Origin of the sequence: Nostoc sp., assembly GCF_036917975.1 — a bacterium.
In the GTDB taxonomy this organism is placed as follows: Bacteria; Cyanobacteriota; Cyanobacteriia; order Cyanobacteriales; family Nostocaceae; genus Nostoc.
Map to the genome: position 1 here is coordinate 24,297 of NZ_JBALEJ010000112.1, position 21,809 is coordinate 46,105.

Annotated in this window: 15 protein-coding genes and 1 tRNA gene; 9 read left to right on the forward strand and 7 right to left on the reverse strand. The window is 41.2% G+C overall.

From position 1 onward, the window contains the following. Positions 1-57 precede the first annotated feature (57 nt). The gene (gene argS / locus V7K76_RS33470; protein ID WP_334778779.1) at positions 58-1,821 is read right to left on the reverse strand and encodes an arginine--tRNA ligase; all 1,764 of its coding nucleotides are present in this window, start codon (positions 1,819-1,821) and stop codon (positions 58-60) included. Positions 1,822-2,733: 912 nt separating this feature from the next. Here argS and V7K76_RS33475 point away from each other — a divergent pair. Next, positions 2,734-3,564, forward strand: coding sequence for a phytoene/squalene synthase family protein (locus V7K76_RS33475; RefSeq protein WP_334778780.1), 831 nt, complete (start codon positions 2,734-2,736; stop codon positions 3,562-3,564). Positions 3,565-4,097: 533 nt separating this feature from the next. Here the strand turns inward: V7K76_RS33475 and V7K76_RS33480 are convergent. Further along, complete coding sequence (locus V7K76_RS33480) at positions 4,098-5,579, reverse strand: sensor histidine kinase (protein ID WP_334778781.1); 1,482 nt, start codon at positions 5,577-5,579, stop codon at positions 4,098-4,100. 233 nt (positions 5,580-5,812) lie between these two features. Further along, positions 5,813-6,829, reverse strand: coding sequence for a ribose-phosphate pyrophosphokinase (locus V7K76_RS33485; protein ID WP_334778782.1), 1,017 nt, complete (start codon positions 6,827-6,829; stop codon positions 5,813-5,815). 817 nt (positions 6,830-7,646) lie between these two features. On the opposite strand from V7K76_RS33485, the gene V7K76_RS33490 reads away from it, so the two are divergent. From V7K76_RS33490 to V7K76_RS33515, 6 genes are all read left to right on the forward strand, one after another. After that, complete coding sequence (locus tag V7K76_RS33490) at positions 7,647-7,865, forward strand: hypothetical protein (protein ID WP_334778783.1); 219 nt, start codon at positions 7,647-7,649, stop codon at positions 7,863-7,865. Between the two features lie 172 nt (positions 7,866-8,037). Further along, positions 8,038-9,774, forward strand: coding sequence for a protein kinase domain-containing protein (locus V7K76_RS33495; protein WP_334778784.1), 1,737 nt, complete (start codon positions 8,038-8,040; stop codon positions 9,772-9,774). Further along, positions 9,774-10,454, forward strand: coding sequence for a dethiobiotin synthase (gene bioD, locus V7K76_RS33500; RefSeq protein WP_334778785.1), 681 nt, complete (start codon positions 9,774-9,776; stop codon positions 10,452-10,454). The genes V7K76_RS33495 and bioD overlap by 1 nt, the downstream gene beginning before the upstream one ends. Before the next feature lie 417 nt (positions 10,455-10,871). Beyond that, a complete protein-coding gene (locus V7K76_RS33505; protein ID WP_334777116.1) occupies positions 10,872-11,564 on the forward strand; it encodes a DUF4337 domain-containing protein in 693 nt (230 codons plus the stop codon). An 82-nt stretch (positions 11,565-11,646) separates the two neighbouring features. After that, on the forward strand, positions 11,647-12,864 hold the full coding sequence (locus V7K76_RS33510) for a M20 family metallopeptidase (protein ID WP_334777117.1): 1,218 nt from the start codon (positions 11,647-11,649) through the stop codon (positions 12,862-12,864). A gap of 605 nt (positions 12,865-13,469) precedes the next feature. After that, on the forward strand, positions 13,470-15,140 hold the full coding sequence (locus V7K76_RS33515) for an ABC transporter ATP-binding protein (protein ID WP_334777118.1): 1,671 nt from the start codon (positions 13,470-13,472) through the stop codon (positions 15,138-15,140). Positions 15,141-15,174: 34 nt separating this feature from the next. Here V7K76_RS33515 and V7K76_RS33520 read toward each other — a convergent pair whose 3' ends face one another. Beyond that, complete coding sequence (locus V7K76_RS33520; protein ID WP_334777119.1) at positions 15,175-16,119, reverse strand: hypothetical protein; 945 nt, start codon at positions 16,117-16,119, stop codon at positions 15,175-15,177. 717 nt (positions 16,120-16,836) lie between these two features. Between V7K76_RS33520 and V7K76_RS33525 the strand changes: the two genes are divergently transcribed. Continuing rightward, positions 16,837-17,340 (forward strand): GNAT family N-acetyltransferase, encoded by a 504-nt coding sequence (locus V7K76_RS33525; RefSeq protein WP_334777120.1) that lies wholly within the window; start codon positions 16,837-16,839, stop codon positions 17,338-17,340. 39 nt (positions 17,341-17,379) lie between these two features. Here the strand turns inward: V7K76_RS33525 and V7K76_RS33530 are convergent, their stop codons facing one another. Next, positions 17,380-18,054 carry a Uma2 family endonuclease gene (locus V7K76_RS33530; RefSeq protein WP_334777121.1) on the reverse strand — a complete coding sequence of 225 codons (675 nt, stop codon included), beginning with the start codon at positions 18,052-18,054 and terminating at the stop codon, positions 17,380-17,382. Between the two features lie 414 nt (positions 18,055-18,468). Then, positions 18,469-20,094 carry an iron uptake porin gene (locus V7K76_RS33535; protein ID WP_334953768.1) on the reverse strand — a complete coding sequence of 542 codons (1,626 nt, stop codon included), beginning with the start codon at positions 20,092-20,094 and terminating at the stop codon, positions 18,469-18,471. Positions 20,095-20,682: 588 nt separating this feature from the next. On the opposite strand from V7K76_RS33535, the gene V7K76_RS33540 reads away from it, so the two are divergent. Beyond that, positions 20,683-20,755 (forward strand) — tRNA-Phe (locus V7K76_RS33540). A gap of 36 nt (positions 20,756-20,791) precedes the next feature. Here the strand turns inward: V7K76_RS33540 and V7K76_RS33545 are convergent. Continuing rightward, positions 20,792-21,085 (reverse strand): hypothetical protein, encoded by a 294-nt coding sequence (locus tag V7K76_RS33545; RefSeq protein WP_334777123.1) that lies wholly within the window; start codon positions 21,083-21,085, stop codon positions 20,792-20,794. Positions 21,086-21,809 lie beyond the last annotated feature (724 nt).

Sequence of the window (21,809 nt, forward strand, 5' to 3'; positions counted from 1 at the left end):
TAACTCTTACTCTGCGTACCTTTGCGCTACCTCAGCGTAACTCGGCGTTAAAAAATATTACATCCTCTCCAATACCTGAATTCCCAACAAAGATAATCCCAGTTTCAGAGTTCTAGCAGTCAAATCACATAAAATCAAGCGGGATGTACGCTGCGGTTCCTCCGCCTCTAATACCGGAACTCCCTGATTGCGATCGTAAAACTGATTAAACTTTTTACTCAGTTCGTACAAATACTCACATAAACGATTAGGTAGCAAGTCTTGCTCTACACTACTAATAACTTCATCCAGTTGAAGTAAATATTTTGCCAGCGCTAATTCTGTTTCATGCTCCAACAAAACAGCATTGTTTCCCAACTCTTTAAAGTTAATATTACCCTTGCGGCTAATCCCCTGAATCCGCGCATAAGCGTAGAGCATATAGGGTGCAGTATTACCTTTGAAATCCAGCATTTTGTCGTAGCTGAAAATATAGTTACTGGTGCGGTTTTGGCTTAAGTCTGCATATTTAACTGCGCTGATCCCAACTACCCTAGCAACTTCATTAATAAATTCGTCAGTTTCTTGGCGTTCTTCTTCTTGTAACCTAGTTTTTAGGTCAGCATGGGCACGAGAAACAGCTTCGTCTAACAAATCCCTTAACCGTACACTGTCTCCAGAACGAGTTTTGATTCTTTTACCATCTTCTCCTAATACCAGCCCAAAGGGCACATGCACTAATTCCACATCATCGGGAATCCATCCAGCTTTGCGTGCTACCTGGAAGAATTGGGCAAAGTGGTTTCCTTGTCCCGAATCTGTTACATAAATTATCCGCTTTGCTTGATCCTGCTGAATTCGGTAGCGCAGGGATGCTAAATCAGTTGTGGCATAGTTATAACCGCCATCTGATTTCTGCACAATTAAGGGCAAAGGTTCACCTTCTCTATTGGTAAAACCTTCTAGAAAAACGCATTTTGCCCCTTGGTTTTCTACTAGTAACCCAGATTTATCTAAATCTTCCACAACGCCAGCTAGTAAAGGGTTATAAAAAGATTCCCCTCGTTCAGTTAACTTGATATCCAGCAACTCATAAATTATCTGAAATTCCCGCCGCGACTGTTCGCACAACAGTTTCCAAGCATGGAGTGTATCTTCTGCGCCTGCTTGTAATCTGACGACTTCTTGACGTGCAGTCTCTTGAAAAGCTTCATCTGCATCAAACCGCAATTTGGCTTGGCGGTAAAAAGAGACTAAATCACCAATATCTAAAGCATTAGCAGTGGTAAGCGCGTCTGGGTAAACTTCCCGCAGATAGGCGATTAACATGCCAAACTGCGTACCCCAATCACCTACATGATTTAACCGCAGTACATCGTGTCCTTGAAATTCTAAAATTCGGGCGATCGCATCACCGATAATTGTAGAACGCAAGTGTCCGACGTGCATTTCTTTGGCAATATTCGGACTGGAAAAATCCACAATTTCCCGCTTCGGCGTTTTTGCGGCTGGAACTCCCAGTCTGGGATCAGCTTGAATCGCGTTTAGTTGTGCTTCTAAGTATGCTGTTTTCAGTTTCAGATTGATAAATCCTGGCCCAGCGATTTCCGGTGGTTCACAGATTTCGGATACATCTAGTTTCTCAACAATTGCACCTGCGATCGCTCTTGGTGGCAATCCTTTCTTTTTACTCAGGGATAAAGCCACATTCGCCTGATAATCACCAAATTTAGGATTGCTAGCAGGAACCAAAATTGGATCTACTCCAGCGAAGTCAGCGCCAAAAGCCGCAACTATTGCCTGTTCTACCCGATCTTTGAGTTTTTCTTGTGTAGCGTTCATATATAAATTTTATCTATGAGAGGAGGAATGTAGCTCTAGAAAAGCTTGATTATTTCACTCTAAAGTATTGAGGGATTTTAACAACCCCTGATTGTTCTTCGAGGGTTGTCATTAATCAGCAGCTGTTTGGAGATGGGAATAAAGTTTAGGACTCATATCTGAATTTTTGAAAAAATCCGTACATCTGAAGAGTCTCGAAATCAAAGCTAGAACCAATCAAACAGTAACGGCTAATGGGAAAAGCACAGAATTGAGGCATAAAAACGTCAAACCCATGTTTTGGCTTGTAAGCAAATATCTTCTTCAGGGTTTTTCTGGGCAATTAGGAACAATCTAGTAAGTATACGGGAACTTCTGGTTCTGGGTTATGGTCACTTGATGTCACTCTCTGAATTAGCATAGACCTAACTAACCGCAGCCCTCTGTGTCCAATTTAACTTACCCTAGCTTTTCGGCAAACCGCTATAGGCATCTAAAAGTGCCTATAGATGCTGTTATCCGTTACCGACTTTTCCTGAATTGTCTTTATATATACAATAATTACATTTTTTTAGTCAGATTAACGCAGACTTCAAACACTTTCAAATCCCTAAAATGGATGTTTGCTCATGGAAAGTTTTCGCAATATTCAACCAAATATTACCATAATTCTTTATATCTATACTAAAAGTTTATGAAAGCGATATCAAACGACACCTCAAACACTTTTGCAACCAAAAGCCTCTATACTAGACTAGACTTTGATCAATTTAAGAGTTTTGTTAATTGCAACACCAACAACCATCAATTTTTAGATGAAATACTAGCCTATCTTATAGTCTATAGTTTTTAAGGTTTAGTCAAAACTATATCCAGTATCATCAAAAAACTGCAAACTTCATGTGGTGCAAAAATCAAGCGGGGAGTGAAAACATGAATTTACGTAGAGATGCATTGCAAATCCTCAAAGAAACTAGCCGAACTTTTTATATCCCAATTAGTCTTTTACCGCCAGGATTACAAGAAGCAGTCGCATCAGCATATTTGTGTATGCGTGCCATTGATGAAATTGAAGATCATCCCAAATTAGATAACGCTACTAAAGCCAAGCTGTTAAAAACGATTAGTCTGACATTACAGGCAGGAGTTGATGGCTTTGCACTAGATGCTTTTTTTGCAGGATTTAGTGGGTATGAGAATTCATTAGAAGAAGTCACTTTGAGGATTAGAGAATGGTCACTGCTAGCACCAGACACCATTGCACCTCGAATTTGGGATGCCACTGCTGCAATGGCAGACCGAATGGCTTATTGGGCAGAAAGAAACTGGAAAATTCACACTGAATCTGATTTAGATCGTTATACCTTTGGGGTTGCAGGTGCAGTGGGATTGTTACTTTCAGATTTATGGAATTGGTATGATGGAACACAAACAAACCGTACCCAAGCCATTGGGTTTGGTCGAGGCTTACAAGCAGTCAATATCCTGCGTAACCATAATGAAGATTTGGGGCGTGGAGTAGAATTCTTCCCAGATGGTTGGAGTGCAGACAATATGCAGGAGTATGCCCGGCGCAACCTAGCACTGGCAGAAGCTTACATTCAAGACCTTCCTACAGGCCCCGCCTTAGATTTTTGCCAAATTCCTTTCACCTTAGCTAACGGCACTCTTGACGCTCTTGCTAATGGTAAAGAGAAACTTAGCCGCAGTGATGTTTTTGCACTTATCGAACAGCTGATTAGTGTGAACATGAAAGCAAGCTAATAGTCTCTTAAGGACTAATGGAGATGATTGTGAACTACCTACACCGTACCTGTACTCAGGTCGGTGTAGGCTTATGACTTCATTCAGATCAGCTATTTCCAGCTTAAGTTGACACCTATGGTCTAGAACTAGCTTTTAGATTGCCTCGTTCCCAGTCTCCGACTGGGAATGCTTGTCTTTGGGGCTGCCGCCTCTCTTTACTGGCGGCAGATCCACTTTTCGAGTTGCATTTCCCGACTCTGGCTGGAAACGAGGTTTTAAAGGAGTTTCAGCTTAAGTTGACAAATTCTCTCCCGAATTTGTCATCATTTAAATGTGTTGTTAATACTCTCTCTCCTTTCAAAATATTTATCTCCAATCAGAAAATAAAAGCCGTGAAAATTTAAACAATTTTACGGCATTTTAGTGTGGTGTAAGGAGATTTAATTTAATTACGATCATAAACCATCTGACTATTAGTAAGACATAGGTAACGCAATTTGTAACAGAATTATCCTTCTATGACATAAGCTCCATAGTCCCAATCCTTATGTCTAATTACTGACTACTGGTTTCTGTTTATTGCTAACTTCTAAAGGCAGGAAAATCGTCAAAACTTCCCCATAATGTGGACGCTGACGCACAATCAGTTTGCCACCGATCGCCTGAAACAAATGCTTGGTTGCGGCGATATTTAAACTAATCGTACCTGTTTCTGGCTGAAACATTAGCAATTGACCCAGAGCTTTACGAATTGGTGGCGTTGCAGGTGTGGCAGTTTTATTTGAATCTTTGCAGCCGAATTGGGGCGATAATTGTAACTTTAGTTGATCTCCAGCTGGGATAACCTGTACTTGAATATGGCTGCCAGCGGGTAAACTGCGAGTAAAATTTTCCATCAAACCAGTGAGTACCTGATCCAACATGGTGGGATTACTCACTACTGTTGGTAGTTGCTGAGGTAAAACAACATTTAAAGTTAAGTTCCGCCGATGTGCTGCTTGTTCCCAACGGGGAATACTCTGCTGCAACACTTGATCTAAAGACATCGGCGTGAGTTGAGTTTTTGATGATTTTGTTGAGGTAGTAGTTTCCAGTTCTGCTGCCTTAAATAGCAACTCCATGCGGTCAATTTGTTCAGTACATTCGTGATCGATAATTTTTAAGCGATTGATCACACTAATATCTAAGTCTCGCCGTTTCAGCAGTAGACGAGTCATGGTGCGAATAGTTGTTAAAGGTGTGCGAACTTCGTGAGCGAAGGCTTGGAGCAATTCTACATCAGGATTTGGGGATTGGGCATTGGGCATTGGGCATTGGTTATTCTCCTTGTCCGCCTTATCCCCAATGCCTAGTAAAGAGTCCCTAGTTTCTTCTGGTTCTGTTAATTTCTGAAGCAACAACTGGCTAAACTGAATCATGATGCGGTAGTCTGGTGCTACCGGGGAATACTGTTCTACTAATGCGTCCAAGCGGGCGAAAAATTCTGGATTAGCCAGCATTACTCGTGCCCCTAGCGATCGCCAAGCCTGCTGTACTACTTCTGGTTCAAAAGAAAATGAAAAGGTTTTTTTACCGTTTTTGTGGGTTGCTAAAACCAGTACTAATCTAAATTTATCTGTAAAAACCAAGCAAAATTGTTCTGCCCCTAGCGGATCGGCAGGTAGTAAGGGAAGTACCGATTCATGGGGAGCAATTTCTTCATTTACATGCGCGTTGGTGTAACCCGCAGCAGAGATCACACCTGGCATCTGAAATGGCATCAGTGCCAAGGGGTTAAATGGTTTTGCTGTAAAAGTTACTGTTTTTAAACTTTGAATCAGTTTTGGTTGACTAAATAAGGGTGCTGGTGCAGCTAAAACTAATCCTTGGATTGTGTCAACTGAATCAGATGCTAAAGTATTTAATAGCAAATGTTCTGTCGCTGCGAGGGTGACACGCCATTGCTGCTCTGCTTTAGCAGGTGAAGATTCGGCCACACTTGATTGATTTTCAGCCAAGATTTCGCTCAGGCTTGGCAATATCCATTCGTACACAGGTTTTCACCCCTTAATTCAAGAGCGACTAACAGCGTCTAGGGTAGACATTTCACTACTACCTAAGAGGTTATAGCTATTTGTGTACTGATGACAGTGGTAGAACCGAACAATTCGGGGGCAATTTCCCCTAACTGCGATCGCATCTCTTAAAATTTTAGGGTTGCTAAAAATTTACACTGTCCCCCAATAAAGAAGACAGTGTAGGTAATTTACGCCATTAGAATGACAGTCTAGCGAAACATACTACTGACTGAAGTATCTTCATGAATCCGCCAAATAGTTTCTCCTAACAGATTAGCTACTGACAGTACCACTAGTTGGGGAAAACGATTGTTTTCTGGTATGGGAATCGTATTTGTCACAATGACTTCCTCAAATAAGCCACTGGATAATCGTTCCATCGCTGGTGGAGAGAACACCGCATGAGTTGCACAGGCATATACCTGACGCGCTCCTTCTTCACGCAGTAATCGCGCTCCTTCAGCGATCGTGCCCCCTGTATCAATCATGTCATCCACTAATACTGCTGTTTTGCCCCTAACATCGCCGATGACATTTAACACTTCTGCAACATTATGTGCCTGACGACGTTTGTCAATAATCGCCAATGGGGCATCACCCAGTTTTTTCGCAAATGCCCTAGCTCTTGCTACACCACCAACATCGGGAGAAACAACTACCAGATCGGGTAATTGTTTGCTTGCTAGATAATCCAGCAATACTGGTGAACCGTAAACGTGGTCAAAGGGTATATCGAAATAGCCTTGAATCTGAGCCGAGTGTAAATCCATTGCTAAAACGCGATTGGCACCTGCTTCGGTGATCAAGTTAGCAACCAGCTTGGCGGTTATTGACTCTCGTCCTGCTGTTTTGCGATCGGCACGAGCATAGCCATAGTAGGGAATTACTGCTGTTACCTGTCGCGCAGAAGCCCGACGACAGGCATCAACCATAATCAATAATTCCATCAAATGATCGTTTACGGGTTGACAACATGGCTGGATTAAATAGACATCACAACCCCGAATCGATTCTTGGATTTGAACGTAAAGTTCTCCATCCGCAAATCTTTTGCGAATCATTGGCCCCAAGTCCATACCCAGATAACGAGCGACTTCTTGAGACAACTGTATATTGGCAGAACCAGAAAACAGTCGCAGGCGATGATTATCGTTCAGTCCTGTTGTAGATGGTTGCACTTTGAAAGTTGCAGAACTGAGTACAGCAGATCCTCTATGTGCATTCATAGTAATATTATCATTAGAGATTTAATAGATTTAACCGAGAAACAGCCTAAAAAAACATCTGTGAGTTTTGTTGAAGCTTCCATATAAAATTTAAACATTTCTGCATAAAATTATCAAATTATCATTCACTAATTATCTAGTCTTCTGGCAAATAAGGTATTGATAGCTTAACTGTCATCAATTTCATCCACTAGGTCTATAGTTCAATTTTTTAGGTTGAGGGAAATAATCCCAATCGCTTAAACATTGTTGTGGTAAGTTTTTCTAACTATCTTAATTTATAGCTGGCAGTAAAGCATTTACAACTTAATGAGTTTATTCTCACAACAGTATAGCACCTATGATTAAGTAGAACAAATATGATTTTTTGTTCTATATGTTACGCACTAATAAAAACGATAATCAATTGCGAAGTCTAAAAGAAGCTAGCAGCGACCAAAACTCACCTACGTACAAGCCAGTTTTTAGATAAAGATTGGATAAAGCTTGAATAAAGATTAAATAAAGATTAAATAAAAAAATTTTTGATACCAAAATAAAGGCAGTATTATCTAGACACAATCTTGTAAGTATTTTTACTAAAAAAATCTATTATTAATAAATATAAACGAAGTTGTTGAATCTAAATTCTCTTGAGATATAGAAGCGGTAGGTATACTTATGGACTCTCGGCGTACTTCAGTAGTAGAAAAATCATCGTTCTGCTGTCCAGTACCTGATAAAAAATCGCTCTTCTTCTACAGAATCTGTATTTTTATTTGCTAATCCCAGATTATTTGAATATTACGGTGACAATTTCACTCTGGATGCAATAAATTTGGGGGATCGGTTAAAAAAGGAAGTTCCAAATGAAAATTTTGCAGAAGACATTGAAAAATTAACAAATAATAAGGATACAGTTCTCCTGACAATTAATCGTGATTATCAATTTCCTAAAGGGTTGATTGAAAGAGAAATGAGTAGTTTGTATAAGCTGGATTCTCAAGTTGATTTTGCATATTTTAAAATATATCGTTTTGTCAAGAAGAAAAATTGAATTGGGGGATTGGAGGCTCTGAAGTTATGGAGTAAAAAATAACCTTGCTCTGGTGGGGGTGTAGTTGTTAGGTATAGTAGAATATTGCGGCAGGTAACTGTCAGTCGCCTCTTGGACTTAATCTTTGTGGGTGACTTCCTCCTCAGTTGCTACTACACTCAATCAATCGATCATGCAACCACCCATTACAGTTGGTACTGTCTTGCAAAACCGTTACCGCATAATTCAAATTCTCGGACAAGGAGGATTTGGTAGAACCTATCTGGCAGAAGACCAGAGGCGCTTTAACGAACTTTGCGCGATCAAGGAATTGACTTCAACAGCAACAGGGGCTTTGGCTTGGGAGAAGGCACAAGAGCTTTTTCACCGAGAGGCTGCCATTTTATATCAAATCGAACACCCACAAGTCCCTAAATTTCGGGAAAGATTTGAGCAAGATCAACGCTTATTTTTGGTGGAGGACTACGTTGCAGGTCAGACGTATCGGACTCTGCTAGCTGAACGTCAAGCTGTAGGTCAAACTTTTACAGAGGCAGAAGTATTACAGTTAATAGAGTTGTTGCTGCCTGTTTTAGAGCATATTCACAGTCGAGGGATTATTCACCGAGATATTTCGCCAGAAAATATTATTTTGCGAGATAGTGACGCGAAACCTGTGTTAATTGACTTTGGGGTAGTCAAAGAACTAGCAACGCGTTTACGATCGCCAGATAGTGCCCTGCCAGAAACCACTGTGGGAAAATTAGGCTACTCTCCTAGCGAACAAATGCAAACAGGGGGAGCTTATCCTAGCAGTGACTTGTATGCCTTAGCGGTAAGCGCGGTCGTTTTGCTGACTGGTAAAGAACCAAAGGATTTATTTGATGAAAACCAACTAACTTGGAATTGGCAGCGATGGGTAAAAGTGAATCCGCGATTTGCTGTAGTGTTGAATCGAATGTTGAATCATATACCGAGCGATCGCTATCAAAGTGCTGCTAGTGTATTGCAAGCACTCCAACCTTTACAGCAACTCAGTCTTCCTCCTCTGAATGTTTCCAACTTACAGACAATGGCTGTTGGTCGTCGTCCTGACTCAGTACCACCACCAGCTTCGCCTCAAAAACCCAATCCTGTGATTCCACCAAGCACCACTAACTCAATTTTGGATAATCCCTTAGCGATTACCGCAATTGGCAGCGCTGTCGTGATTATCGCCGGATTCGGTTCTTGGGCGCTGGTAAGTTCTATCCGCAGTCAACCGAAAACACCACCAATTGAAACGCTTCCACAAAATTTCCCTTCACCAGTGATTCCTGGTGGCACTACACCCACACTTACACCCACACCCACCAGCAATCAATCTGTTGTACCTAGTAAACGCCTCAATCTGGGAGCATCTAATAACACAGCCACGGTTAACGATACTCTGAAAACAAATCAAATAATCAGGTACACTTTTTTCGGGGAGAAAGGTGACAAGCTAACTGCGTTTCTTGATCCAGGAAGCAACATTCTGTTAACAGTCTTCAATCCCAATCAACAACCAATTAATATTAATGCCCAACAAGTAACAGCATATCAAGGCATATTGCTGGCTACTGGTAGATATACTATTGAGTTAACTCTAGTTCCAGGAGTTACCGAAAGCAATTACAACCTGAATGTTGCATTAGAAAAACTAGTTAAACCAACACCGACAGCAACACCCTTGCCAATTCCCATAGAGACACCCTTGCCGATTCCCACAGAGAAACCCTTGCCAATACCGACAGAAACACCCTTGCCAATACCGACAGAAACGCCCTTACCAATACCGACAGCAACACCCTTACCAATACCCACAGAAACACCCTTGCCAATACCCACAGAAACGCCAACTTTGCCACCGACTGATGGAACACAACCATTTTCTGGTCAAAGAAATTAATGTTAAACACACTACTAATTACTGGAACTGATACGGAAGCTGGTAAAACTGTTTTAACGACAGCATTAGCAGCCTATTGGCAAAAATATTACCCGCAGCGTAGCTGGGGAATCATGAAACCGATTCAATCGGGAATTGGCGATCGCGAGTGGTATCAAAAGCTATTTGCGCTAGAACAATCTGCTGAAGAAATTACACCTTTGTACTTTCAAGCACCTCTAGCGCCTCCCATCGCAGCAGCAAGGGAAAATCGCCAAATAGATTTAGCTCTTGTGTGGCAAGCTTTGTCGAAATTGCGATCGCACCGTGATTTTGTGCTTGTAGAAGCCTTGGGAGGGTTGGGTTCGCCAATCACAGAGGAATTAACGGTAGCTGATTTGGCAGGGGAATGGCGTTTACCAACGGTATTAGTAGTACCAGTGAGATTAGGTGCGATCGCTCAAGCAGTGGCAAATGTAGCATTAGCTAGACAATCGCGCGTCAATCTCAAAGGTATTGTTCTGAACTGCGTACAACTCCGAACAGATGCAGAAATAGCCGACTGGACACCACACCAATTGATTCAATCACTCACCAATACACCAGTTTTAGGCTGTTTACCTTATTTAGATAATCTGACTGATTTAGATAAACTTGCTCAAGTAGCATCAGATTTAGATTGGGAAACACTGACATTTTGAAAAAGAATTCAGAAGTCAGAATTCAGGAGTCAGAATTAATGAGTGGGGGATTCAGACCCAGCACTCGATTATTGCACCACTAAATCTCCGATTTAGTGAGGGACTTAAACCCGTTTATTCAGACGCGACGCTCGTGACGCTCGATGACTCGCTAACGCTGCGCTATCGCCTTTGGCGTCTCCCCTTCTCCCAAAGGGAGAGGCTAACGCCAAGGGAGAAGACTCGCTACCGCTCCGCTATCGCAGACTCGCTTGCCGCCGGCGCTATCCACCAGTTGCACAGAATTCAATTCTGAATTCTGACTCCTGACTCCTGAATTCTGTTTGTTAAATTGAGCATTGGGTATTGGGTATTAACAATATCAATTGCAAATTAAACAACCCTTGTTTTATATTTAAGTGAAATTGGTATAACGATATGGACATCAACCCAATTGACCTGCTTGGGGAGGACGACGATGAACCGGAAACGCCAGCTAACCGCGAAAAACGCAAAAGCCGTCTAAATAGTGCTGTAGCAATTGCAGTTGCATTGATAGCAACTTTTATTGGCATCTGCAAAATCAAAGACGATAATATAGTCCAGGCAATGCAGCAAGCTCAAGCAAATAAAATTGATGATTGGGCGTTATACCAGGCTCGTAATATTCGTGAAGAAATAGCCAAATCAAGTGTGGCGCAACTCAAATTGCAATCTCTTTCTCAACCTGCTGCTGTGAGGGCTGACTATGAAAAACAGATTGCCGCTTATCAACTCATTGCTGATAAAGAAGACCAGAAAAAGCAGGAACAGAAGGTAGCTGCCGAAAAAGATCAAACAACCTATGACCAACTTAATTACCATGACGACCAGTTTGATCTAGCTGATGCCTCCTTATCGCTCTCTGTCTCGCTATTTGCCATTACATCTCTATCTCAGAAAAAATGGTTGTTCTACGCCGCCTTAGTTCCAACTCTATTTGGCTTGGTTATGGGGTTATCGGGATTATTAAACTGGCAACTACATCCTGATGCTTTGACTAAATTACTATCGGAAAATTTCTTAGAAAAGCCAGCCGAAAAAAAAATAGTGCTTTCCATTGGCGTTTCCCCAAATCCCAAAGTGTTTTAATTTCTGGCTGATTCTTCCCCATTCCCGGCGATAAACTGGGAAAATAAACTAAGTTATGTACTTAAACTAGTTTGTATTCATAATGGTTTCTACCTTTCCCAATCCCTCTTCTGTTGATCTATCTCGCATCCGACTAGCGATTCGTTCATTGCAACCGCAATTAGTAGAATGGCGGCGGCGATTGCACCAACAACCAGAGTTGGGTTTTCAAGAAAAACTGACAGCTGAGTTTGTATCACAAAAGCTGCAAGAATGGGGGATTGAGCATGAAACTGGTATTGCCCACACTGGCATTGTTGCCACAATCAAAGGTAACAAACTCCCCACAAACAAAGTTTTAGCGATTCGGGCGGATATGGATGCTTTGCCAATCCAAGAACTCAACGAAGTACCGTACAAATCGCAGCATGAGGGAGTGATGCACGCTTGTGGACATGATGGACATACAGCGATCGCTTTAGGTACAGCTTATTATCTCCAGCAGCATCGGCAAGACTTCTCTGGTACGGTGAAAATTATCTTTCAGCCGGCGGAAGAATCACCAGGAGGCGCAAAGCCGATGATTGAAGCTGGAGTCCTGAAAAATCCTGATGTTGACGCGATTATTGGTTTGCACTTGTGGAATAATTTACCTTTGGGAACAGTAGGTGTGCGGGCTGGGGCGTTGATGGCCGCTGTAGAATGCTTCAACTGCACAATTTTGGGCAAAGGTGGACACGGCGCACTACCCCATCAAACTGTTGATTCTATTGTTGTTGCTGCCCAAATCGTAAGTGCTTTGCAAACCATTGTCGCTCGAAATGTGAATCCCATTGATTCGGCAGTGGTGACAGTGGGCGAACTTCATGCAGGAACCAAGCATAATGTGATTGCTGATACAGCAAGAATGAGTGCGACTGTCAGGTATTTTAATCCTAGTTTGAAAGGCTTTTTTCAAGAGCGTGTCGAGCAGATTATTGCTGGAATTTGTCAGAGTCATGGTGCGAATTATGACTTAGAATACTGGTCACTTTACCCACCAGTAATTAATGATATGAGAATAGCAGAACTGGTGCGATCTGTAGCCGAAGAAGTGGTAGAAACTTCTGTAGGTGTTGTACCAGAATGTCAAACTATGGCTGCTGAAGATATGTCATTCTTCTTAGAAGAGGTTCCTGGTTGTTATTTCTTTTTGGGTTCTGCTAACCCAGCGAAAGACTTAGCATATCCCCATCATCATCCCCGGTTTGATTTTGACGAAACCGCCTTGGCAATGGGTGTGGAAATATTTATTAGATGCGTGGAAAAGTACTTTCTTTAAACTTACTAGAAGAAAGGCAGGGGAGATATTAGCAGGGGGCACGAGAAAAAGATTCGCTCATTTCCCCAGAATCCGGGTTTCAAGCCCCTAAATTTATCGAAGAAAGGCAGAGGGCAGGAGGCAGGAGGAAAACAGCGCTGGTGCCTCCTACCGCGACCAGAGGGAGTAAGGGTTTAACCGAGTACCGTGGGTTTAAATCCCCCGGTTCAATAACCGGCAAGTTTTGGGTCGGGGTCTAAATCCCCGGACGCGACTCGAAAATACTCGCTTGCCGCCGGCGCTATCGCAGACTCGCTTTGCGCGTCGCTTTCACAAAACTTAATTACGAATTACGAATTACGAATTACGAATTATTTAAGACCCCACCGTTTATACGCAGTAAAAAATAAAAAGACCACAGTGATAATGCCAGCCACTTTGTGAATGTCAAAGTTCGCTCTTTGAGGATGAGCATTAAGCTTAATTTTGAAGCCTGCAATCAATCTGCCCAACCAGGACAGAGAACTAAACCTGTGATGGTGAGTATACAGATCTAATGCTTAATTTGATAGACTATCCTAAATTTGAAATTATAAAAACTGGTAGCTCAGGGCTGATAACTAACTATGAGTGAAGCCTTATTCTGTATCGAAAATCTGCGAGTTGCCTATCCTGCGCGGAGTGGAGAAAAAGCAAGCTGGGCGGTTGATGATGTATCTTTCACCTTGAAACCAGGTGAGAGAATGGGATTGGTGGGAGAGTCGGGTTGTGGTAAGTCAACTATTGGACGGGCAGTAATGCGCTTACTACCATCCTCTAGTCGTGTTGAGGGACGGGTGATATTTCAAGGACAGTCAGTGTTTGACTTGACACCTAACCAGTTGCGGAAATTTCGGGGAGAAGCGATCGCCTTAGTTTTTCAAGATCCCATGACACGCCTCGATCCGTTGATGACCATTGGTAAGCATTGTATCGAAACCCTCCAGGCGCACTCACCACAATTATCAACGCGGGAAGCTAAAGAAAAAGCACTTGCTACCTTGGCAAAGGTGAATATTCCCGCTAGTCGTTGGAATCAGTTTCCTCATGAGTTTAGCGGCGGAATGCGCCAAAGGGTAGCGATCGCTTTAGCTTTACTTCTCAACCCCAAGTTAATTGTTGCCGATGAACCCACCACCAGTTTAGATGTCACCGTTTCCGCGCAGATATTGCAAGAATTAACTCGCCTGTGCGGTGAAGAAAACATGGGATTATTGCTGATATCTCATGATTTAGCAATGGTGGCTGAGTATTGCGATCGCATTGGCGTGATGTACAACGGCAAGATGGTCGAAATGGGTGCTACAGAAACCGTATTTAGGCAACCTCAACATGAATACACGCGATCGCTCCTAAAAGCAGCTTTACATATTCAAGCAGTAAATGATAGTGGAGAATTGATCATTGCCAATGACGCAGAAAAGCAATTACCGATTATTAATGATAAATCCCCAATTTTGAGTGTCACAGAACTCAAGCAACACTACACCATAGAACCTAACTTTATCGAACGACTGTTTAATACACAAACGCAGACAATTAAAGCAGTAGATGGGATCAACCTGGATCTTTATTCAGAAGAAATTCTCGGCTTAGTCGGGGAATCGGGTTGTGGAAAAAGTACACTATCACGAACAATTTTGCAACTAATTCGTCCCACTAGTGGCAAAGTTGAGTTTTTAGGACAGGATTTAACTAAACTGTCGCGTCAAGAAATTCGTTCTTCACGGCGACAAATACAAATGGTTTTTCAAGACCCTCATGCTTGTCTCAATCCAGCGATGACAGTGGGACAAAGTATCGCCGATCCTTTATTTATCCACAATCTTGCCAATCCTGCCAAGGCAAAAGAAGAAGTTTTGTGGATGCTAAATAAAGTTGGGTTAACACCGCCAGAAGTGTATTATCAGCGATATCCATCAGATTTGTCTGGAGGACAACAGCAACGAGTCGCGATCGCTCGTGCTTTGATTACTCACCCTAAACTTTTAATCTGCGATGAACCTGTGAGTATGTTAGACGCAAGCGTGCAGTCGCAAGTACTGGATTTAATGTTGCAATTAAAGGAAGATTTTAAGTTAACTTATCTATTCATAACTCATGACCTTTGGTTAGCTCGATTTTTGTGCGATCGTATTGCCGTGATGAACGGCGGTAAAATTGTCGAACTCGGTCTGACAAAACAGATTTTCGCTAATCCTCAACACCCTTATACCAAAACCTTACTAGCTGCTGCTCCCTTCCTAGCACGAGATTAACTAAATAAAATCAAGAGTTATGAGTTTAAAATTCCTAACTCTTTTCTCTTCCTTCAAGTAATTTAGTTGCTTCTCCACTTGAACCATATAGCTCAACGAACCTTTTAAACAGCAACGCACTTTCGTGATTTGAAGTCCTACCTAAATTGAATAAACGCTCTATATTTTTCTCAGTTAAAGCTCTTAGATATGGCAAATCTTCAAAGAGTGTTAAACAAGAAGCAAAATGCAATATTATTTGTAACAATGGCTTTGGCCACCCTAGATCACTATAAATATCTATAAACAACTGATGTTCTGAGTGATTTAAAGGGAAAGCATGAAATATAACAATTATCCTTTTGTTATTGTAGACTGGAATACTCAGTTCTACAGTGTAGGGAGTATGTAATATTAAATCCACCTCTACAGTTGATTGTCGCCAAATTCTCAGAGGATTAGCTGGCGAATCTAATATAGTTTGAAATGTGATTTTACCACCGGCACTTGTAGTTTGGAACTCGCTAATACTAAGAATTTTAAGATTATTTAGGCTAAACCTATGAACTGTTTCCAAATGTTTTAAGTTCAATAGATGATAGATTTGGCAAATATAAGGGAAAGGTAAGATATACTCTTGGCTAATCATGTGTCGCTTTTTTAATTGAAGCTTGTTAGCTTGAGTGCGAGCAAGATATTCTTCATATTGCCTGGGGTCTAAATGATTGCTATTAAAGCTTTCTTCCGGCTTGAGATATAACCAACTTACAAAAAAGAAAGAGGCTGTAAATAGCTGAAATATTTCTATAGGAGATAAATAACCATCCGCAAATGCAGCTATACTTCTATCGGTTATTCCGAAAAGCCAAGATGGAATACCAAAAAGCCAAATACTACTTTTGATTTGATCTATAAAAAGCGCTATTTCGACAATATTTGGAATGTTACTATCTTGATGCCCAGTAAAACTTCTATTATTTTTTAAACAATTAATATACATAATAATTTCACTTAATTTTCATCTATGTAGTTGATACTTAGAATTATATTTATTAATTTTAAGGGCTTATATATGGTAGTAGCCTCTGTCTTTAGCTATATATAAAATTTGTACGGATTAATACAAAGTTAAAATCGTTTTTTGTAAAAATAGCTGCAAAATGCAATTTAGTGTTAGATATGAGCCTAAATTTTATATATACAAAAATATAATTGAATTATCTGTAAGACTTGTTAATAAAGAGTTTAGATGTTTTTAGTGGATAAAAACTTATAGTAAAAACGTTGCGGCAATATTTATATCCACTGAATTAAAAAAATAAATGATCTTAAGATGACAAAAGTACTATATGAATATTCAGAGAAATAGATAATTTTTCCTGACATAATAAAGTTATCTATTTCTCTAGGATGAATGCTGAACAATGCGTTAGAAATAAAAACTTAGAATTTAAAAGTAAGGAGTTATAAAGTCTCTCTGTTACACAAAATACAGTAGGTAGTGCGTTGGAATTTTCCTCTGTTATAGCAACGGTGGTGTTTTTCGTAGTGGCCCATCGCATACTTGCTAGTAGAGTTAGTCATTATCTTATGTAAGGTACGAAGCGCCTACCTGGTAAAGTATCTGTGACAATTACGATAGAATCCGTAGAATTGCTACTGTTAACACTGTATTATTTTTGAATATTTTCTGAAAATTTTTTCCGAGACGGTAGCAATGACTATTCGCCATGCGGCTGAAACTGACTTACCTGCAATTGTGGCAATTTACAATGCCGCAGTTCCCAGCCGCATGGCAACGGCTGACCTAGAACCAGTATCCGTAGAAAGTCGCCTTGCTTGGTTTAAAGGGCGATCGCCTTCGCAACGCCCACTTTGGGTAATTGAAGTAGACGGAATAATCGCTGGATGGCTTAGTTTTCAATCTTTTTATGGGCGACCAGCCTATAGTAAAACTGCCGAAATTAGTATTTACATAGCCCCTAACTTTCATCGGTGTGGCTTGGGACGGCAACTCTTAGCACAAGCAATTAGCGAAAGTCCTAGTTTGGGTCTAAAGAGCCTAGTATGCTTCATTTTTGCCCATAATCAGCCCAGTTTAAAACTCTTTGAAACATTTGGTTTTCAACGCTGGGGACATTTACCTAACATTGCCGAACTTGACAGTGTTGAACGGGACTTAGTGATCATGGGACTACGAATTAGTAAACCTGTTGTTTAAAGCGATCGCTATTTTCTTAGACTTATAAATTAAATTCGGTCACAATTGGTCTAAATTAATTCCCCGTTCTTGTAATAAAGCACGGAGAGCTTCCAACTGCGCCTCAGCTTGCTCTGCTCGTTGTCTTTCTTGCTGTCGTTGTTGGTCTAATTCCAAAAAGGTCAGAAAGCGATCGCCATCAGGACGATAAATTTGCAGTTCTTCCTCAGTCAAATCGAAACGTACCCCCAATCGAGGGCTGACCCAACCAACCATTTGGTCAATCACTTCTAATCTTGAGTTCCGTCGCTGCCAGCCTGTCAAGTCAATCACATCAGGTTCATACAGATAATATTCTTCCACACCGTAGCGCTCATAAAACTCTAATTTTTTCGCCATTTTAGAGATTCGGTTTCCAGGCGACCAAATTTCAAATACCACCTGCGGGGGAATGTTGTCTTCAAGCCACTGTTGATAAGAACCTCTGTATCCCTTTGGTCTACCAAATACTACCATCACATCAGGAGCTTGGCGGAGCTTGTTATCATCTTCTACCGAATACCACAACAAGTCCCCAGCGACAAACACATTTGAGTCATTGGCAAACAGCAGTTCTAAATTATTTTTAATCCAGACAATTAATTCAAACTGCTTAGTGTTGTCTGCCATTGGTTGTCCATCGCTGTCAGGGTAAATAATGCCTTTTTGGGTGGAAGATGGTAGCTGTGTAACCATTGCAATCATTCTCAGGTAATTCTTAGAGGATGGGTTAGCGATCGCTTTTTTCTCGCTCTTCTTATTTCACATCGTAGTATAACCAAAATCCACTATTTAGTCGGTGTAGTCATCTGGCTATAATTTATTACTAAAAATAAAAAATATCCAAATTAATGGTAAGGTATATAAACCAAATGATATAGCTATGGATGATTTGCCGGATATTGTGAAAAACTTTTCCGTAGCAAGTACATGAATAACGGTGAGTTATTTATTTTGAATTTTGAATTTTGAATTTTGAATTGATTCATTTCTCTAGAATTAATCAAATAAAATGCGGGATGCCCGATAATATAGCATTTATGGCTGAGATCGCACACAAAATAAAAGACGCAAAGTATAAATTTGCGTCTTCTTTTAAGATTTTAAAAATTAGAAAGTGAATGTGGTTCTGACTGTACCAATGACGATATCGTCGTTTTGATTGTTATGATCTGGTGCTGTCAGCCAGATAACTCCTGGAGTGATGCTGATATTGTCACTCAGTTTATATTGATAGAAACCTTCAATGTGATATGAAGTGTCTGGATCTTTGTTGATGCCTGCATCGCTGAGAGAACTGCTCACACCGGTAACTTTAGGTTCCATACCTACAACAATACCTGCAACGTTACCTTTTTTACCAAGATCCGGGAAAGCCAGGGTGACGGCATAGTTCCAGATATCAGCATCGCCAGGAGTAACCGTAAGAATGCGAGCTTTGGTAAAGCCAGCCCAACCGCCAATCGCAAATTTTGAGCTAGGTTGAAAGGATGCTTCTATACCGTAGGAGTTACTCGAAGCATTCTGCAATATGTTATCAGCATTCCGCAATATGTTATTGGCGTTATTGCTACCACCACTACCATTGGCAGAAAAATTATTGTTGTAGGCGTTAAGGTAGGTTAAACCAAGGGTAATTTGATTGCTAGGCTTAACAGTCAACTGTGCGATCGCACCATAAGCACCGTTGAACAATCCAGAGCCTAGCTGAGGGTTAGCAGCATCATTCGCTAAATACCCTAAGCTTAGTTCCAGCTTATCACTGAACTCGTGTTTGATTCCGATGCCAGTACCATTGGCTAGATAATAAATTGGGTTGCGAGTCCCAAAATGGGAAAGGGCACCAGTACCACCATCCCCATCTAGGTATGGGTTGACTGTGTTAGTGAAATCATCAATTGCACCTGCATTTGCTTCCAAAGTGACGTTTGTTTTCTTACCGAGAGGGAACTGATACAACAACGCATCTATCACAACTCCATTACTATTGTTACCACCAGCAAATCGGAAGTCACCTTCTGGTGTAAAGGTAGCAGTCTGAGAGAAGGGGTCTAGGTTTGTTGCCTGAAGTCGTGTTCTGAGTAAATCTTGACCTGTAAAACTGGTGTCGAGGTTTAGGCGCACTCGGTCTGCAAGGACAGCATTTTGGTTGACTTTTTGACCATTAACTGTATTTCCACTTACGACACCTGCGATCGCAATTACCACTTCCCCATTCAGTTTGGTTGTGGTTGAAAACTGATGTGCCTCCAATTCCGCAGTACGTGTTTCTACTGCATTTACACGACCTCGGAGTGTCGCTAGTTCTGCTGAAAAGTTTTCTTGCAGCTTTTGTAATTTAGCTAAATCTTCTTTTGTCACCAAATCAGCTGTACCAGTGGCTATTAGTTCGTTAACCCGATCCAGACAAGCATTCAAACCAGCAGCAAACTCATATCGCGTTAATGCCCGATTACCACGATAAGTGCTATTTGGGTAGCCTGCAATACAACCATAGCGCTCGACCAACGATTGTAAGGCTTGGAATGCCCAGTCTGTAGTTTGCACATCAGATAACTGAGACACTGAATTGACTTGCGCCATTGTCTGATCTTTGGTGCTTGGACTAGCTAAAACTTGTGGTTGATTGATTTCAGAGGTGCTAGATGTTTCACCTGCAAATACAGCCGTATTTACAAATAGCATTACACCGCAGACTGCTGGACTAACTAGCAGATATTTACAGAATTTTTGCATTTTTCTCCTCACACTGATCTCTAACTCACACTCAAACCACGTTTTTTCAAACGTGTATTTTATGAAAATATTTCTCAGTAATTTTATCAGATTTTAGGAAACTTTTTCAGAAAAAAGTCAATAAATCCTAATTATTCAGGGAAAACTAAATTGCAAATGGCTATACCCCATGAAAAGTTTTGTTGTTACTCATTACACAGGAAATCTAGAATGATATTATTTGTTTTGAATAAGAATGAGAATTATTATAGTATAAAATTTAGAATAGGTCTCATTGTCAATAGGAACTGTGACAGAAGTAAATCGCCATTGCGATTGCGTGCTTTGTCTGAACCAAAGCATTACACATCTCCGAAAAAGAATTGTTTTGACGTAGCAGTGCTACGTCTCTACAAGGGTTGTGGATAATGCATATTTAATTTCTGGAGATGTTTATTGTTTGTACTGGTAAGCCAGAAATTGCTATTTGTAGCCGTTTTCATTTGGTTCAAGTTGAAGTTGAAAGCTGCATAAATCTTTTTTCTTCAAGGGCTTGCTATATTCTTAGATGTTTGCTACATTGAATAATCGTGGCTCACAAAAGCCCCAGCCGGGATAGCTCAGTTGGTAGAGCAGAGGACTGAAAATCCTCGTGTCACCGGTTCAAGTCCGGTTCCTGGCACTTTTAACCAATATTCATTACCCACTCGTACAGAATTCATACGCTCATTCTGACCGGAGCAACGGAAATGTCTCCGGCTCCGCTCCTGAGTTCTGAATTCTTCTTATAAAAGTGCGATCGCAGCCTTGCTACTGCTAACACCAGTTGTTGAAAATACACAAACATTCTGCCAGATAAGTCAAAATCCTGGGGAAATACCAGTTGGTGATTGAAACTGCGATCGCGGCTTTCATCCCAATACGGTTCAGTTAAGACTAAAACCCTTTGAATAGATTCATGGGTTTGGAAGCATCTAAAAGTGTAGTAAATGCTTTCATTTCCACAAAGCAATCAACTAAACAACAAGCGCAGAGTTATAGCGGTTCCCATTCAGATGCGGTACACATCACGAGGTGTAGGGGCAGGGCAGTGGCCATTGGTGTCAACTTAACGCGAAACCGCTTGTCCGTCGGGAATTGAAATTCCCGTCTCATGGCTATACTAAAGACGGGTTGCAGCTTTAGTTTTAAAATCGCCAGAAGTATTGATATACAAAGATTTTTGCCTGGGCAAAAGTCTAGCAATCATCCGTTTTTAGTATAAAGTCATCTGAAGATGACTGAATATCGCCAAAAATCTCCAGTCTACTTTAGTAGACTTAAGCTAAAAGCCCGATAATTTATTTTTGAAGTAATAAGTAATAAATAATGAGTAATGAGTATTAGTTATTACTTATTACTCATTTATCGAACAGAATTCAGGAGTCAGAATTCAGCAATGTTTTCTGACCGAAAAAGCGGATAGCGTAGCGTTAGCGAGTCTTGTCTGCGACACGCTACGCGAACGAGCGTCTGAATAATCGGCGTTTTTGCACCCCCACTAAATTGAAAATTTAGTGGTCTTCTCCCAAGGGGAGACGCCAAAGGCGAACAATCAGTCGCGGGTCTGAATCCCCTACTGATAGCGCAGCGTTAGCGTACCACTCCGTGGAAGCAAGCTACGCGCAGCGTCTCGTAGAGAGGAACGAGCGTCTTGATTCTGACCGGAGGCGGAGCGTCTCCGGCTCCGCTCCTGA

Bases quoted from the DNA above. Each gene is read 5' to 3' on its own strand.
- argS (WP_334778779.1), bottom strand. From the start codon at position 1,821: ATGAACGCTACACAAGAAAAACTCAAAGATCGGGTAGAACAGGCAATA.
- V7K76_RS33475 (WP_334778780.1), top strand. From the start codon at position 2,734: ATGAATTTACGTAGAGATGCATTGCAAATCCTCAAAGAAACTAGCCGA.
- V7K76_RS33485 (WP_334778782.1), bottom strand. From the start codon at position 6,829: ATGAATGCACATAGAGGATCTGCTGTACTCAGTTCTGCAACTTTCAAA.
- V7K76_RS33495 (WP_334778784.1), top strand. From the start codon at position 8,038: ATGCAACCACCCATTACAGTTGGTACTGTCTTGCAAAACCGTTACCGC.
- bioD (WP_334778785.1), top strand. From the start codon at position 9,774: ATGTTAAACACACTACTAATTACTGGAACTGATACGGAAGCTGGTAAA.
- V7K76_RS33505 (WP_334777116.1), top strand. From the start codon at position 10,872: ATGGACATCAACCCAATTGACCTGCTTGGGGAGGACGACGATGAACCG.
- V7K76_RS33510 (WP_334777117.1), top strand. From the start codon at position 11,647: ATGGTTTCTACCTTTCCCAATCCCTCTTCTGTTGATCTATCTCGCATC.
- V7K76_RS33515 (WP_334777118.1), top strand. From the start codon at position 13,470: ATGAGTGAAGCCTTATTCTGTATCGAAAATCTGCGAGTTGCCTATCCT.
- V7K76_RS33520 (WP_334777119.1), bottom strand. From the start codon at position 16,119: ATGTATATTAATTGTTTAAAAAATAATAGAAGTTTTACTGGGCATCAA.
- V7K76_RS33525 (WP_334777120.1), top strand. From the start codon at position 16,837: ATGACTATTCGCCATGCGGCTGAAACTGACTTACCTGCAATTGTGGCA.
- V7K76_RS33530 (WP_334777121.1), bottom strand. From the start codon at position 18,054: ATGGTTACACAGCTACCATCTTCCACCCAAAAAGGCATTATTTACCCT.
- V7K76_RS33535 (WP_334953768.1), bottom strand. From the start codon at position 20,094: ATGCAAAAATTCTGTAAATATCTGCTAGTTAGTCCAGCAGTCTGCGGT.